This window comes from Pantoea sp. PvP021 (genome assembly GCF_054056055.1).
In genome coordinates, this window is the sequence record NZ_JBSRXX010000009.1 from 17,159 (window position 1) to 31,506 (window position 14,348).

Sequence of the window (14,348 nt, forward strand, 5' to 3'; positions counted from 1 at the left end):
CCGCAGTGCGGAACCAACAATGGATAAAGTATGAAGAACTGGAGAATGCTGATTCTTGGTGTGGCAATCAGTGCCAACACCGCGTTCGCAGCACCACAAGTCGTTGATAAAGTTGCAGCCGTGGTCAATAACGGCGTGGTTCTTGAGAGTGACGTGGATGGCATGATGAGCACCGTTAAATCTCAGGCCCAGCAGGCTGGTCAGCAGTTGCCGGATGATAAAACGTTGCGCCATCAGATTCTGGAACGTCAGATCATGGACAACATCATTCTGCAGATGGGTGATAAAGCGGGAATTCAGATCAGCGACGAGCAGCTGGACCAGGCTATTCAGAACATCGCTGCGCAGAACAAGATGAGCCTTGATCAGCTGCGTAGCCGTCTGGCTTATGACGGCATGAACTACAGCGTGTATCGTTCTCAGATCCGCAAAGAGATGACTATCGCCGAAGTGCGCAACAACGAAGTGCGTCGTCGTGTCACGATTCTGCCGCAGGAAGTGGATACGCTTGCTACCCAGATCGGCTCTCAGAACAGCCAGGGTACTGAACTGAACGTCAGTCATATTCTGCTGCCGCTGCCGGAAAACCCGACGCAACAGCAGGTTGATGAGCAGGAAACGCTGGCGAAACAGCTGGTTGGCGAACTGAAAAATGGCGCTGACTTCGGCAAGATGGCCGTGACCTACTCCGCCGACTCCCAGGCGCTGAAAGGCGGCAACATGGGCTGGGGTAAAATCGAAGAGTTACCGACCCTGTTTGCTCAGGCACTCTCAAGCGCCAAAAAAGGCGATATCGTCGGGCCGGTGCGCTCTGGTGTGGGCTTCCACATCCTGAAAGTGAACGACCTGCGTGGCGAGAGCAAAAATGTCTCGGTCACCGAAGTCCATTCGCGTCACATTCTGCTGAAGCCATCGCCGATCCTGACAGACGATCAGGCACGCGCACAGCTGGAGCAGATTGCTAACGATATCCGCAGTGGCAAAACCACCTTTGCGGCGGCGGCTAAACAGTATTCTGACGATCCGGGTTCGGCGAACCAGGGCGGCGACCTCGGCTGGACCTCTCCGGAAGTCTTTGACCCGGCGTTCCGTGACGCGCTGCTGCGCCTGCAGAAAGGCCAGACCAGCCAGCCGGTTCACTCCTCTTTCGGCTGGCATCTGATTCAGTTGCTGGATACCCGTCAGGTGGATAAAACCGATGCGGCCCAGAAAGAGCGTGCTTACCGTATGCTGTTTAACCGTAAGTTCGCGGAAGAAGCGCAGACCTGGATGCAGGAACAACGTGCCAGTGCCTACGTGAAGATTCTGGATGGCAATGCGCAGTAATGCCCGTGTGGTGATCACGCCCGGCGAACCTGCCGGGATTGGTCCCGATCTTACCGTTCAGCTGGCCCAGCAGTCGTGGCCGGTTGAACTGGTGGTCTGCGCCTCGCCTGCCCTGTTGCAGCAGCGTGCGGCGCAACTCGGTCTGCCGCTGACCCTGCGGCCCTACCAGCCTGGTGTGGCAGCCGAGCCACAGCAGGCGGGTATACTGACTATCCTGCCAATTGAAACGGCAGCGCCGGTCACACCCGGCGAGCTTTGCGTCGCCAACAGCGACTATGTGCTGGCCACGCTGACGCGCGCCTGCGACGGTTGTCTCGACGGTGAATTCGCTGCCCTGATTACCGGCCCGGTGCATAAAGGCGTGATTAACGATGCCGGCATCGCCTTTACCGGCCATACCGAATTCTTCGCCGATCGCGCAGGCGGCCATCGGGTGGTCATGATGCTGGCGACAGAAGAGCTACGAGTCGCACTGGCCACCACCCATCTGCCGCTGAAAGATGTGCCCGCTGCGGTAACCCGTGAATGTCTGCATGAAGTGATTACGATTCTGCATCGTGATCTGCAGCAGAAGTTTGCGATTGCCGAGCCGCATATTTACGTCTGTGGTCTTAACCCTCATGCCGGCGAAAGCGGTCACATGGGTCGGGAAGAGATCGAGACCATCACGCCGGCACTCAATGAACTGCGTCAGCAGGGCATTAATCTGACCGGCCCGCTGCCTGCGGATACCCTTTTCCAGCCCAAATATCTGCAATACGCCGATGCGGTGCTGGCGATGTATCACGACCAGGGCCTGCCGGTACTCAAATTTCAGGGGTTTGGCCGGGCGGTAAATATCACCCTGGGCCTGCCCTTTATCCGGACTTCAGTTGACCACGGCACCGCGCTTGAACTCGCTGGCCTGGGTCAGGCTGAACCGGGCAGCTTCATCACGGCGCTTAACCTCGCCATCACTATGATCAAGAGCAGTAATGAATAATCGCGTCCATCAGGGGCACTACGCCCGTAAACGTTTCGGGCAGAACTTCCTGAACGATCAGTACATTATCGACAGCATTGTCTCTGCCATCCATCCTCAGCGCGACGAAGCGCTGGTGGAGATCGGCCCAGGCCTGGGTGCCTTAACCGAGCCGGTAGGCGAACGCCTCGATAAATTAACGGTGATAGAGCTGGACCGCGATCTCGCTGCGCGTCTGGAAACGCATCCGTTCCTTGGCCCGAAACTGACTATCTTCCAGCAGGATGCCATGACATTCGACTTCGCCGCGCTGGCGCAGGAGAGAGGCCAGCCGCTGCGGGTATTTGGTAACCTGCCGTACAATATTTCGACCCCGCTGATGTTCCACCTTTTCAGCTATACTGGTTCGATCAAAGATATGCACTTCATGCTGCAGAAAGAGGTGGTTAATCGTCTGGTTGCCGGTCCGGGTAACAAGACCTACGGTCGTCTGACGGTGATGGCGCAGTACTACTGCCAGATCATTCCGGTGCTGGAAGTGCCTCCGCACTCTTTCACGCCACCACCGAAAGTGGACTCTGCCGTGGTGCGTCTGGTGCCGTATGCCGAGCCGCCGTATCCGGTCAGCGATGTGCGTATCCTGAGCCGTATTACCACTGAAGCGTTCGGCCAGCGTCGTAAAACGCTGCGCAACAGCCTGAGCCAAATGGTGGCCGCCGGTGCGCTGGAAGAGTTATCCATAGATCCAACCCTGCGTGCCGAGAACGTCTCGGTGGCGCAATATTGTCAGCTGGCGAACTGGCTGGCGAATCATCAGGGAAAATCGCAGGAGTAAGTCATGAGTGAAACGGCCCGCGTCTCCGTCCATGTGCAAAGCCAGTACGTCGCCTCACAATCCTCACCGGATGATGATCGCTACGTCTTCGCCTATACCATTACGATACGCAATCTGGGCCGTTCCTCAGTGCAACTGCTGGGACGCTACTGGTTGATTACCAACGGTAACGGCCGCGAAACGGAAGTTCAGGGTGAAGGCGTGGTCGGTGAACAGCCGCTTATCGCGCCAGGCAATGAATTTCAGTACACCAGCGGTGCCGTGATCGAAACACCGATGGGCACCATGCAGGGGCACTATGTGATGGTCGACGAACAGGGCGACACCTTTCACGTAGAGATCCCGGTGTTCCGCCTCGCCATTCAGACCCACATTCATTGATTCACACGCTTTTTGCCCGTTAAGTCGGGCACCTTCCTGATGGATAAAACGTTATGAGCACATACCTGATTGGCGACGTTCACGGTTGCTACGATGAATTACGTGCATTGCTGCAACAGGTCGACTTCAATCCTGAGCAGGATACCCTTTGGCTGACCGGCGACTTAGTGGCGCGCGGTCCTGGCTCACTGGAAGTCTTACGCTACGTAAAATCGCTGGGCGACGCGGTGCGTCTGGTGCTGGGCAATCACGATTTGCATCTGCTGGCGGTCTACGCCGGCATCAGCCGTAACAAGCCTAAAGATCGCCTGACCCCGTTGCTGGAAGCGGATGATGCGGATGAGCTGATCAACTGGCTGCGTCGTCAGCCGCTGTTACAGGTTGATGAAGAGAAAAAGCTGGTGATGGGACACGCCGGTATTACGCCGCAATGGGATATTGAGACCGCGAAAAAGTGCGCGCGTGAAGTCGAAGCGGTTCTCGCCAGCGACAGTTATCCGCTGTTCCTGGATGCCATGTATGGCGACATGCCGAACAACTGGAGTGAGGATCTGACCGGCCTGGCGCGTCTGCGCTTCAGCACCAACGCCCTCACCCGCATGCGCTACTGCTTCCCCAACGGCCAGCTGGACATGATCTGCAAAGATGCCCCGGAATCGGCGCTTCCGCCGCTGAAACCCTGGTTTAACATTGAGGGGCCGGTCGCACGTGACTACACCATCGTCTTTGGTCACTGGGCCTCGCTGGAAGGCAAAGGCACGCCAGAGGGCATTATCGGGCTGGATACCGGCTGCTGCTGGGGCGGAACGCTGACCCTGTTGCACTGGGAGACGCAGCGCTATGTGGTGCAGCCCTCTAATCGCGAAAAAGCACTGGCCTCCAGCGACAGTCTGGCACCGCCCACGCTATAACGGCGATGCTGGCCATCAGGCCAGCATCCTGTTTTATGCGCCGATAATGCCGCCATCTTCACGGGTGATCATAATCACCGACGACCGCGGACGCGGACTGTTGTCTGGGAAGTGCGAGTCACCCTCTTCGCCGGGATGCTGCACATTCACGAACAGCGTTTTGTAATCGGGCGTGAAGGTAATACCGGTCAGCTCGCACGATTTTGGACCGACCATAAACCGGCGGATCTCGCCACTATCAGGATCACCCACCAGCATCTGATTATTCCCCTGCCCCTGATAATCCTCTTTGTTGCTGTATTTGCCATCGGTCAGGATCCATAACCGCCCCTGCGCATCAAACCCCAGCCCATCCGGACTGTTAAAGGTATTCTCCGCGGTGATGTTCGGTGTGCCACGATAGATCCCCTCAGGATGCGCTATCGGGTTGCCACACAGCGCATAGATATCCCACTCAAACGTCTGCGCGGTAGCATCGCCCTTCTCATCCCAGCGAATAATCTGACCGTAGATATTTTTTGGCCGCGGATTCGCTGCATTGACCGGCATGCCTTCATTTCCGCGCTTGTTGTTGTTGGTCAGGGTGCAGTAGGCACGGCCGTCATGCGGGTTAACCGCAATCCACTCCGGCCGGTCCATTCGCGTTGCGTTGACCACATCTGCCGCGGCACGCGCATTGATCAAAACATCTGCCTGGCTATTGAATCCCTTTTCAGCGGTGAGTCCATTTTCGCCCCACTTCAGCGCCAGCCAGCGCCCGGTGCCTTTAAGCGGCGTGCCCTGAGCATCGCCGTTGAACTGCGCCACATAGAGCGTGCCCTTATCAAGCAGTCCGTGATTGGCTTTAGCATCATCCGGAGTGACCTTGTCATCTGAGACAAATTTATAGATATACTCGCCGCGCTCGTCGTCGCCCATATAAACCACCAGCTGGCCGGTTTTCGCGACCGTCACGGCGGCATTCTCGTGCTTGAAGCGGCCCAGCGCGGTCCGCTTTACCGGCACGGAGTGAGGATCGAAAGGATCGATTTCGACAATCCAGCCGTGACGGTTGAATTCGTTGGGATTCTTAGCGATATCGAAGCGGGGATCAAAATCGGCCCAGTTGCGCTCCGGCTCAGCGGCATTCAGGGTATAGCGCTTCTGCTGTGGGGTCGGCGTAAAGTCCGCCTGATGGGTGCCAAAGTAGGTGTCGTAGTTCTCTTCACAGGTGAGATAGGTGCCCCACGGCGTTTTGCCGTTGGCGCAGTTACCAAAGGTGCCCAGGACATTCATTCCCTGCGGATCGGCGGCAGTCTGCAGCGCTTTATCCCCCGCTGCCGGACCGGAAAAGCGCATCGGGGTATTGGCGGTAATGCGGCGGTTATAGTCAGAAGGACGTACCACCTGCCAGCGATTGTCCTCACCCCGTTTGACTTCAACGATGGAGATACCGTGCGCCGCCTGCGACTTTTTGACATCTTCCAGGCTGGTCGCTTTACTGCCGCCGTGGGCGAACAGCGTCGGCTCATTCACATATTCATTGTTAATCGCCATCACGCCGCGATGGTCATTAATCGCGAAGAAGCTCATACCGTCGTTGTTGTCACCGAACTGCTTTTCCTGGTCTTCGGCGCTGTTGTTGCCCTGCGGATCAAACGCGGCTGCGCCATTCACCAGCGGATCACCCCAGGAGATCAACACGTCGGCGCGATAGCCAGGGGCTACCACAATCTCATCGGCCGTGGACGCGGCAATCGCCTGAAAGCCCAGCAGTGGGCTGCCCGCAGGCTTCTCCTGCGCCAGTGCACTGCCCGAGAGCGTCAGGCCGCCGCTGAGAAAGCCGGTCAGGCCGATAGCACCGGAACCGGCAAGGAATTTACGACGCAGTGGATCAGGCAGGCGGTCAGTGCTTAATGCGGAGAGTTCGATTTTCATTAGTGATTGCTTCCTTTGTGTCGATCCCAGAAAAGAAGCAATGCTAATGAATAAAGATGACAGCCAGGTTACAGCCCGGCAGGGGGGGATTAGCGACGACGGTCAAGGATCTCAAAGCAGTAGCTGTGGGAATTTTGCTCATCAGCGTCGTGGAATTCGCTGAACGTTGACTGCCACTCATCCGGCTCGTAATCCGGGAACTGCGTATCACCTTCGACTTCCGCATCAATGTGCGTCAGATAGAGACGATCGGCACGCTTCAGCATCTGCTCATAGACGCGGCCACCGCCAATCACCATGATCTCTTCAGCGTCACCGGCTGCCTGTAACGCCTCATCCAGCGAAGTGACCCAGGTAACGCCTTCGGTGGTGCCCGGCTGGCTGCTGACCACGATATTCAGTCGGCCAGGTAACGGACGGCCAATAGATTCAAAGGTCAGTCGGCCCATAATCACCGGTTTCTTCAGCGTATGGCGCTTGAACCACGCCAGATCTGCAGGCAGGTCCCACGGCATGGCGTTCTCCATTCCAATAATGCGATCTGCTGCTAATGCCGCGATAAGACTAATCATGTTAACCACTCACTGAAAAAAATTGGCGCCATGATACGTAAAGGTGAAACTTTCGTCGATAGGGGGAAAGGTCTAATTGCGTAAAGCTTTTCATGACGTCGTTTTTCACGGCCTGTGCAGCGTTTTTCACCGCCTAATCGCGTCAGTTTGCCGCAGCTCGCCAGCGATCGGCCTCAGGCTGGCACAAAAGTCGTGCGCAAAAGAAAACGGCTCCCGGAGGAGCCGTCAGGGTTATCAGAAGTCGTAGCGCAGACGCACCAGATTCATATCACCCAGGTTATCGGTGCTGGAGGTAAACACATGTTCGTAATCGACACGGAAACCGTAGTCGAGGAACAGCACCACACCCAGACCGTTGTCGATGCGCTGATAATCACGGCCTGTCGCATACTCAATGCGATCGCCCATGACATACGGCTGTACCGCTTTCAGACCATACTGCCCCACCGGAATCTTGTAACCGGCGAAATATTCAATGCCCCACGCGTCGCCGGCAAAGTAGTCATGCACATCTTTGCGTTTGGTGGTCATGAAGTTCTCATACCAGCCACCGCCGGCTGACAACGTCCAGTTACCTGGGGTCCAGCTCAGCGCGGTGCCGTAAATGTTCTGATCGTAATCGCGGCTGTCGCCGTTGTTCGGGTTACGCATCGCCGCGCGGGTGTAGTTCCACGCCGTGCCCCAGCTCAGATCGTCCGTGATGTGGTAGTCCACACCCAGCGAGCCGCCGCCTTTGCGCTTATAGCGCAGGCCGTTGCCTGGCAGATACTCGTTATCTTCGAACAGATAAGAGGCGTAAAGATCCGCATCGCCGAAGCTGTTTTTATACTTCAGCTGTTTGCGTGAGCGGTAAGATCCGTCGTAGTCGCCGTTGATCCCGTTACCCGGAGCCTGGCCGACCATGTCGTAATCCCAGATATCGGTCTTGGCGCCCACGGTATCGTAATAGACACTGTTCTGCTGACCAAAGGTAAGCTGGCCCCAGGTTTTGCTTTTCAGACCGGTGTAGAGCTGACGACGCGTGGTGTTATTGGCACCGTCCGCATAGTGACGATCCCAGCTGAAGACCGCCGGGACGTTAACGCCCAGTTCGTAGTAGCTGATCCAGCTGACGTCATCAAACAGGTAGTAGTCAGCGCCGAAACGGAAACGGGTGCCGCCATCAAAACCGTCGCGCTTGTAGGATTTATCATCCACGCCGGTCTGATGATTGAACTGAGCACGAATGCTACCGCCAAAAGTAAAGTTAAGACGGCTAAGCGGATCGCCTGCCTGCGGATCCTGTTTTAACAGGGTAATTTCCGCCTGGCTGGCGAAAGGAAGAATTGCCATCAGTGCAGCCACTGCACTCAGAGAAAAAGTACGCATTTTCATTTTTTATTTATGTCCTGATACGCTCCAGTGATGAGCGGCAGGCATAGTACTGACGAAAAATCCGCACAGGAAGTGTTTATATTATAAATTTGTGCGAACCGGCCTTATCCGCACCTATAGCTAAAAAATTAAGCCAAATCAGTCACTTTAACGCAAACTCTTTGCTTTCCCTGGACCCTGTTTTCGGATTATCGCCAATAAGATGGTCAAAAAAAACGGCTCCCGCAGGAGCCGTTTTTCACATTATATCGCCTTACATCGCCTTGATCTGGGCATGCATCTCCTGAACGGAGATAACCTGTTCCGTCGGGTCAGCATTCAGCGCCATCGCGGTGGCGAAGCCGCCGTTCAGCGTGGTGTCGTAGTGCACTTTATACTGCAGAGCACTGCGGCGAATCAGTTTCGAATCTTCAATCGCCTGACGACCCGCCGTGGTATTAACGATGTAGCTATACTCGCCGTTCTTCAGACGGTCCTGAATGTGCGGACGCCCTTCGTGCACCTTGTTCACCAGGCGCGGATTGATGCCCGCTTCGCCCAGCACAACCGCCGTGCCGTGAGTCGCATCCAGTTCGAAACCAAACTTCTGCAGCTTAGCGGCCAGGTCGACAATACGTTTCTTGTCGCCTTCACGCACCGACAGCAGCGCACGGCCCGACTTCTTCATGTTGCTCTGTGCGCCCAGCATCGCTTTAGAAAACGCCTCAGCGAAGGTGCGGCCCACGCCCATGACTTCACCGGTAGAGCGCATTTCTGGCCCCAGAATCGGGTCAACGCCCTGGAACTTGTTAAACGGCAGCACCACTTCTTTGACAGAGTAGTAAGGCGGAATCACCTCTTCAGTGACGCCCTGCTCTGCCAGCGTTTTGCCTGCCATCACGCGCGCGGCAACTTTCGCCAGCGGGACACCGGTCGCTTTAGAGACGAACGGCACGGTACGCGCCGCGCGAGGGTTAACTTCGATCAGGTAGACTTCGTTGTCTTTCACCGCGAACTGGACGTTCATCAGGCCACGAACGTTCAGCTCAAACGCCAGCTTCTCAACCTGCTGGCGCATCACATTCTGAATCTCCTGACTCAGGGTGTAGGCCGGCAGTGAACAGGCGGAGTCACCGGAGTGGACGCCAGCCTGCTCGATGTGTTCCATGATGCCGCCAATCAGCACCCGCTCACCGTCGCAAATCGCATCAACATCCACTTCGACCGCATCATCCAGGAAGCGATCCAGCAGCACCGGTGCATCGTTGGAAACCGAGACCGCCGTCTGGAAGTAGCGCTTGAGGTCGATCTCGTCGTAGACGATCTCCATGGCACGGCCACCCAGCACATAAGAAGGACGCACCACCAGCGGATAACCCAGACCCGCGGCTTTCTCAACCGCCTGCTCCAGTGTGGCCACCGTGGCGTTGGCGGGTTGCTTCAGGTTCAATCGATCAACCGCCTGCTGGAAACGTTCACGGTCTTCAGCACGGTCGATGGAATCCGGGCTGGTGCCGATGACCGGTACGCCTGCGGCTTCCAGCGCACGCGCCAGTTTCAGCGGAGTCTGACCGCCATACTGCACAATCACACCTTTTGGCTGCTCAATGCGCACAATCTCCAGCACATCTTCCAGCGTGACCGGCTCGAAGTAGAGGCGATCAGAGGTGTCGTAATCGGTCGAGACTGTTTCCGGGTTACAGTTGACCATAATGGTCTGATAACCATCTTCACGCAGCGCCAGGGCGGCGTGAACGCAGCAATAGTCGAATTCGATACCCTGGCCGATACGGTTTGGCCCACCGCCCAGAATCATGATTTTTTCGCGATCCGGACTTGGATTAGCTTCGCACTCCTCCTCATAGGTGGAGTACATATAGGCGGTGTCTGTCGCGAACTCTGCGGCGCAGGTATCCACGCGCTTATAAACCGGGTGCAGGTTAAACTGCTGACGCAGCTTGCGGATTTCGCTCTCTGCCACACCCGCCAGTGTCGCCAGCCGTGCATCAGCAAAGCCTTTACGCTTCAGGGCGCGCAGGAACGTCTCATCCAGGCTATTAACCCCTTCACGGGCAACCTGCTCTTCCAGCCGCACCAGCTCTTCGATCTGCACCAGGAACCAGCGGTCAATGTTGGTCAGGTTGAACACGCCATCAACCGACATGCCGGCACGGAAAGCGTCTGCGATGTACCAGATGCGGTCTGAACCGGCATCTTTCAGCTCACGGCGGATGCGGGTTAATGCTTCCGGGTCGTCGAGGTGGACTTTCGGGTCGAAGCCGTTAGCGCCTACTTCCAGGCCGCGCAGCGCTTTCTGCATGGATTCCTGGAAAGTACGACCAATTGCCATTACTTCCCCGACCGACTTCATCTGCGTGGTCAGGCGATCGTTGGCACCGGCAAATTTTTCGAAGTTGAAACGCGGGATCTTGGTGACAACGTAGTCGATGGAAGGCTCGAACGAGGCAGGCGTTAAACCGCCGGTGATATCATTCATCAGCTCGTCGAGGGTATAGCCGACCGCCAGTTTGGCCGCCACTTTAGCAATCGGGAAACCGGTCGCTTTGGAGGCCAGCGCCGAGGAGCGTGACACGCGCGGGTTCATCTCAATGACAATCAGTCGGCCATCTTTCGGGTTAACCGAGAACTGCACGTTGGAGCCACCGGTTTCAACACCGATCTCACGCAGTACCGCCAGCGAGGCGTTACGCATGATCTGATACTCTTTGTCGGTCAGCGTCTGGGCAGGTGCCACCGTGATGGAGTCACCGGTGTGGATCCCCATCGCATCGAAGTTTTCAATTGAGCAGACGATGATGCAGTTGTCGTTTTTATCGCGCACCACTTCCATCTCATACTCTTTCCAGCCAATCAGCGACTCATCAATCAGCAGCTCATTGGTCGGTGAAAGGTCCAGACCGCGTTCGCAAATCTCTTCAAACTCTTCGCGGTTGTAGGCGATGCCGCCACCGGTTCCGCCCATAGTAAATGAGGGACGGATAATGCAGGGGAAACCGACATCTTCAGCCACGGCCAGCGCTTCTTCCATGGTGTGCGCAATGCCGGAGCGCGCGGTATCCAGACCGATGCTTTTCATCGCCACGTCGAAACGACGACGATCTTCTGCTTTGTCGATCGCATCAGCCGTTGCGCCGATCATGGTGACGCCAAACTCTTCCAGCACGCCATGACGTTCCAGCTCCAGCGCACAGTTCAGCGCTGTCTGACCGCCCATGGTCGGCAGTACCGCGTCCGGGCGCTCTTTTTCGATGATTTTGCGCACCACTTCCCAGTGAATCGGCTCAATGTAAGTCGCATCAGCCATTTCCGGGTCGGTCATGATCGTCGCCGGGTTGGAGTTCACCAGAATGACGCGGTAACCCTCTTCACGCAGCGCTTTACACGCCTGCGCACCGGAATAGTCAAATTCGCAGGCCTGGCCGATCACAATCGGACCGGCACCAAGAATCAGGATGGATTTTAGGTCTGTACGTTTTGGCATGAATTAGCTCCTGATTACTTCGCTTGCAGACGGAATGCGTCAATCAATTCAATAAAGTGGTCAAACAGCGGCGCAGCATCGCCTGGGCCCGGGCTGGCTTCCGGGTGTCCCTGGAAGCTGAATGCGGGCTTGTCGGTGCGGTGAATGCCCTGCACGGTTTTATCGAACAACGAAATGTGTGTAACACGCAGGTTAGCGGGAAGATTGTTCTCATCGACCGCAAAACCGTGGTTCTGCGCCGTGATCATCACGCGATTGTTATCGAGATCTTTCACCGGATGGTTGCCGCCGTGGTGGCCCAGCTTCATCTTCACGGTCTTAGCCCCGCTGGCCAGCGCCAGCAGCTGATGACCCAGACAGATACCAAACACCGGGATCTCTGTTTTCAGGAAGGCCTGAATCGCGCTGATGGCGTAGTCGCACGGCTCCGGGTCGCCAGGACCGTTGGAGAGGAAGATGCCATCCGGATTAAGCTTCAGTACTTCTTCGGCAGGCGTCTGTGCCGGAACGACGGTCAGACGACAGCCGCGATCGACCAGCATCCGCAGAATGTTGCGCTTGGCACCGTAATCGTAAGCCACCACATGGTAAGGCAGTGATTCAGCGTCGGCCTGCTCTGGCAGCCCTCCCTCCAGCGTCCAGCTGCCCTGCTGCCAGCTGTAGGTCTCAGTGGTGCAGACCTCTTTCGCCAAATCCATCCCTTTCAGTCCCGGGAACGCCTGAGCTTTTTGCAGCGCCAGCGCGGCATCCGGATTATCGCCCGCAATGATGCAGCCGTTTTGCGCACCTTTCTCACGCAGCAAGCGCGTCAGCTTGCGGGTATCGATATCGGCAATCGCCACGATGTTGTTGCGCTGCAGGTAGGCGGATAAGCCCTCTTCACTACGGAAGTTGCTGGCAATCAGCGGCAGGTCACGGATAACCAGGCCCTGCGCATGAATCTGGCTGGATTCTTCGTCGGCGGCATTGGTTCCGACATTACCGATATGGGGATAAGTGAGAGTAACGATTTGGCGGGAATAGGAAGGATCAGTGAGGATTTCTTGATAACCGGTCATTGAGGTATTGAAAACGACTTCTCCCACTGCCGACCCTGTTGCCCCGATGGCCCGACCGTGGAATTGGGTTCCGTCTTCCAGAACCAAGAGCGCTGACTTAATCAAAACATCCTCCAGGGAATAAACAGTCACAATATCTGCATATTAATTCAAAATAGCCGCCTGAATCAATGCAAAAACCGCCTGAATTGTCGATTTTTGGCAAATTGCGCGCATTCTAATGATCGCCCTGGCTATTGTCTACCCTGCGGCGGGATTTTTTCACCCTTATCTGCCTTCTGAGGAAAATAACGGGCATAAGCAGCAAAAAGAGAGGAAAACTCGGTGGAATAATCGTTTGCCAGGCAGCGTAAAAGCAAAACAGATGCAGCGCGGCCTTTATTTTTGACCAAATGGTCAAAAATAGCATCCAGCAGAGCAAATAAATGAAGAAAACAGGCAAAAACAGAAGTCAGAGATAAATTTATATCGGGAAGGCACATTTAAGGTAAAATTAAGGGCAATGAAAACATTGCCCCTTTTCAATCAAGCGATTATCGATTGAAACAACCACATCACGATGGTTCACAACACTTACAACATCGACAAATCCAGCACATCCCGCATATCAAACAGGCCAGATTTCTTATCTTTCAACCATAAAGCGGACTTAACCGCGCCATTTGCAAAGGTCATACGGCTTGAAGCCTTGTGGGTTATCTCTACGCGCTCGCCAATATCTGCAAACATCGCAGTATGCTCACCGACGATGTCGCCCGCGCGTACTGTCGCAAAACCGATGCTCTGCGGCTGGCGTTCGCCGGTGTGGCCCTCACGCGTATAGACCGCATGCTCATCCAGTTTCCACTGCATCGCATCGGCAATCGCCTCACCCATCGCCAGCGCGGTTCCGGAGGGCGCATCCACTTTATGGCGGTGGTGCGCTTCAACAATCTCAATGTCCGCATACTCCCCCATCACTTTGGCAGCCTTCTCCAGCAGCTTCAGCACCAGGTTAACCCCCACGCTGAAGTTAGCGGCGAACACAATAGGGATATCTTCTGCCGCGGCCCGAATGGCCGCTTTGCCTGCTTCATCAAAACCGGTGGTGCCGATCACCATCGCTTTGCCCTGCTCACGGCAGATCGCCATATACTCCAGCGTGCCTTCCGGGCGGGTGAAGTCGACCAGCACATCAAAATCGTTAATCACCGCGCGTAAATCGTCAGCGATGATAATGCCATTTTTTCCGATGCCCGCTAATTCACCAGCGTCGCTGCCGGTCAGCGATGAGCCCGGGCGAGCCAGTGCCGCACCCAGTTCTGCGCCTTCTGCCTGCTGCGTCGCCTGAATCAGATTACGGCCCATACGGCCCGGCGCGCCCACAATAGCAATGCGGATTGTGTTCATATTTATTCATTCCTAAAACAAAACTATGCATCCAAAGCGTCATCAGGTTAACGATGAGTTAACAGTCACGCCACTATTAATCCGTGATAATAAGAATTTTATGCCAGCCGCCCGTGATTATCAGTAAAAGCAATCACCGCAGC

General features: G+C 55.8%; 12 protein-coding genes. 5 read left to right on the forward strand and 7 right to left on the reverse strand.

The genetic code is table 11. The annotated features are described in order from the left end of the window. Nucleotides 1-30: 30 nt before the first annotated feature. Genes surA through apaH form a run of 5 tightly spaced genes read left to right on the forward strand, consistent with a single transcriptional unit; the run spans nucleotide 31 to nucleotide 4,414 of the window. Entirely contained in the window at nucleotides 31-1,326 is a 1,296-nt protein-coding gene (gene surA / locus ACVKSX_RS19175) for a peptidylprolyl isomerase SurA (RefSeq protein ID WP_010253800.1), read from the forward strand. Continuing rightward, complete coding sequence (pdxA, locus tag ACVKSX_RS19180; protein WP_354439022.1) at nucleotides 1,316-2,308, forward strand: 4-hydroxythreonine-4-phosphate dehydrogenase PdxA; 993 nt, start codon at nucleotides 1,316-1,318, stop codon at nucleotides 2,306-2,308. The genes surA and pdxA overlap by 11 nt, the downstream gene beginning before the upstream one ends. Continuing rightward, on the forward strand, nucleotides 2,301-3,122 hold the full coding sequence (gene rsmA, locus ACVKSX_RS19185) for a 16S rRNA (adenine(1518)-N(6)/adenine(1519)-N(6))-dimethyltransferase RsmA (protein WP_010671812.1): 822 nt from the start codon (nucleotides 2,301-2,303) through the stop codon (nucleotides 3,120-3,122). The genes pdxA and rsmA overlap by 8 nt, the downstream gene beginning before the upstream one ends. Before the next feature lie 3 nt (nucleotides 3,123-3,125). Next, nucleotides 3,126-3,503 carry a Co2+/Mg2+ efflux protein ApaG gene (gene apaG / locus ACVKSX_RS19190; protein WP_003854807.1) on the forward strand — a complete coding sequence of 126 codons (378 nt, stop codon included), beginning with the start codon at nucleotides 3,126-3,128 and terminating at the stop codon, nucleotides 3,501-3,503. Nucleotides 3,504-3,556: 53 nt separating this feature from the next. Next, complete coding sequence (apaH, locus tag ACVKSX_RS19195; RefSeq protein WP_010253765.1) at nucleotides 3,557-4,414, forward strand: bis(5'-nucleosyl)-tetraphosphatase (symmetrical) ApaH; 858 nt, start codon at nucleotides 3,557-3,559, stop codon at nucleotides 4,412-4,414. 33 nt (nucleotides 4,415-4,447) lie between these two features. Here the strand turns inward: apaH and ACVKSX_RS19200 are convergent, their stop codons facing one another. The 7 genes from ACVKSX_RS19200 to dapB form a co-directional block, all read right to left on the reverse strand. Beyond that, nucleotides 4,448-6,331 (reverse strand): PhoX family protein, encoded by a 1,884-nt coding sequence (locus ACVKSX_RS19200; protein ID WP_033770950.1) that lies wholly within the window; start codon nucleotides 6,329-6,331, stop codon nucleotides 4,448-4,450. Nucleotides 6,332-6,420: 89 nt separating this feature from the next. After that, the gene (gene folA / locus ACVKSX_RS19205; RefSeq protein WP_010253752.1) at nucleotides 6,421-6,903 is read right to left on the reverse strand and encodes a type 3 dihydrofolate reductase; all 483 of its coding nucleotides are present in this window, start codon (nucleotides 6,901-6,903) and stop codon (nucleotides 6,421-6,423) included. A 234-nt stretch (nucleotides 6,904-7,137) separates the two neighbouring features. Continuing rightward, nucleotides 7,138-8,277 (reverse strand): porin, encoded by a 1,140-nt coding sequence (locus ACVKSX_RS19210; protein ID WP_010253747.1) that lies wholly within the window; start codon nucleotides 8,275-8,277, stop codon nucleotides 7,138-7,140. 253 nt (nucleotides 8,278-8,530) lie between these two features. Then, nucleotides 8,531-11,758 (reverse strand): carbamoyl-phosphate synthase large subunit, encoded by a 3,228-nt coding sequence (carB, locus tag ACVKSX_RS19215; RefSeq protein WP_010253739.1) that lies wholly within the window; start codon nucleotides 11,756-11,758, stop codon nucleotides 8,531-8,533. A gap of 14 nt (nucleotides 11,759-11,772) precedes the next feature. Further along, nucleotides 11,773-12,921, reverse strand: a complete 1,149-nt coding sequence (carA, locus tag ACVKSX_RS19220) for a glutamine-hydrolyzing carbamoyl-phosphate synthase small subunit (RefSeq protein ID WP_010253731.1) — start codon at nucleotides 12,919-12,921, stop codon at nucleotides 11,773-11,775. 128 nt (nucleotides 12,922-13,049) lie between these two features. Continuing rightward, complete coding sequence (locus ACVKSX_RS19225; protein ID WP_192072983.1) at nucleotides 13,050-13,298, reverse strand: hypothetical protein; 249 nt, start codon at nucleotides 13,296-13,298, stop codon at nucleotides 13,050-13,052. A 91-nt stretch (nucleotides 13,299-13,389) separates the two neighbouring features. Then, nucleotides 13,390-14,205: a 4-hydroxy-tetrahydrodipicolinate reductase gene (gene dapB / locus ACVKSX_RS19230; protein WP_010253726.1), complete on the reverse strand. Its 816-nt coding sequence runs from the start codon at nucleotides 14,203-14,205 to the stop codon at nucleotides 13,390-13,392. Nucleotides 14,206-14,348: the final 143 nt, after the last annotated feature.

Bases quoted from the DNA above. Each gene is read 5' to 3' on its own strand.
- rsmA (WP_010671812.1), top strand. From the start codon at position 2,301: ATGAATAATCGCGTCCATCAGGGGCACTACGCCCGTAAACGTTTCGGG.
- carB (WP_010253739.1), bottom strand. From the start codon at position 11,758: ATGCCAAAACGTACAGACCTAAAATCCATCCTGATTCTTGGTGCCGGT.
- ACVKSX_RS19200 (WP_033770950.1), bottom strand. From the start codon at position 6,331: ATGAAAATCGAACTCTCCGCATTAAGCACTGACCGCCTGCCTGATCCA.
- apaG (WP_003854807.1), top strand. From the start codon at position 3,126: ATGAGTGAAACGGCCCGCGTCTCCGTCCATGTGCAAAGCCAGTACGTC.
- ACVKSX_RS19225 (WP_192072983.1), bottom strand. From the start codon at position 13,298: ATGTGCCTTCCCGATATAAATTTATCTCTGACTTCTGTTTTTGCCTGT.
- pdxA (WP_354439022.1), top strand. From the start codon at position 1,316: ATGCGCAGTAATGCCCGTGTGGTGATCACGCCCGGCGAACCTGCCGGG.
- dapB (WP_010253726.1), bottom strand. From the start codon at position 14,205: ATGAACACAATCCGCATTGCTATTGTGGGCGCGCCGGGCCGTATGGGC.
- surA (WP_010253800.1), top strand. From the start codon at position 31: ATGAAGAACTGGAGAATGCTGATTCTTGGTGTGGCAATCAGTGCCAAC.
- ACVKSX_RS19210 (WP_010253747.1), bottom strand. From the start codon at position 8,277: ATGAAAATGCGTACTTTTTCTCTGAGTGCAGTGGCTGCACTGATGGCA.
- apaH (WP_010253765.1), top strand. From the start codon at position 3,557: ATGAGCACATACCTGATTGGCGACGTTCACGGTTGCTACGATGAATTA.
- folA (WP_010253752.1), bottom strand. From the start codon at position 6,903: ATGATTAGTCTTATCGCGGCATTAGCAGCAGATCGCATTATTGGAATG.